We start from the raw sequence: 591 nt of genomic DNA, 5'->3' as shown, positions 1-591 counted from the left end.
TCACGGGATCAAGACCAAGGGCACTTAAACAGCCAGCGATAAAGATTATGGTGATAAAGAACATCAACCCAAACGCCACCACAGAGCGCACGATGTCGTCGTTCACAGGACGTTGGTTGTAACGTTGCACGAAAACGCCGGATGGATGAATCAGTTTCATGATCTGTTTGTTCAACAGCGTCATAGCAATTTGGAAACGGAAGATTTTAATCCCGCCTGCGGTTGAGCCAGAACATGCCCCAGCCATCATTAAGAAGGCAAAGAGCGTGGTTGGCAGAGCGCCCCAAGCGGTGAAATCTTCCAAGCCGAACCCAGTGGTTGTCACCACAGAAACGATGTTGAACATCGACACTCGCAGGGCATCCAAAATGGTGTAACCATCGCGAATCACTAGCCAAGCGGCAACCACCAAGCTTGAGAACAAGAACAAGTAAGCAAAGCCTCGTACCTGTGCATCTTTGACCAGAATATCGATGCTGCGTTTGCGTAGAGCGGCAACAAACAATAGAAATGGCAGACCGCCCAAGAACATGAAAGTGGTCGCGACCCAGTGCGCGCCGTTGGAGAAGTTGTTCATCGAGCTATCGGAGG

1 protein-coding gene is annotated in these 591 nt (G+C 50.3%); it reads right to left on the bottom strand.

The features are described from left to right. The coding region (locus R8O10_RS26360; RefSeq protein ID WP_318192117.1) for a potassium transporter TrkG at positions 1-591 on the bottom strand (591 nt) is incomplete at both ends.

The sequence above is a fragment of the Vibrio sp. 1727 genome, from assembly GCF_033344415.1.
Lineage (GTDB): Bacteria > Pseudomonadota > Gammaproteobacteria > Enterobacterales > Vibrionaceae > Vibrio > Vibrio alginolyticus.
Note: the sequence above shows the minus strand (reverse complement) of the source record. Positions and strands in the feature narration are given on the sequence as shown.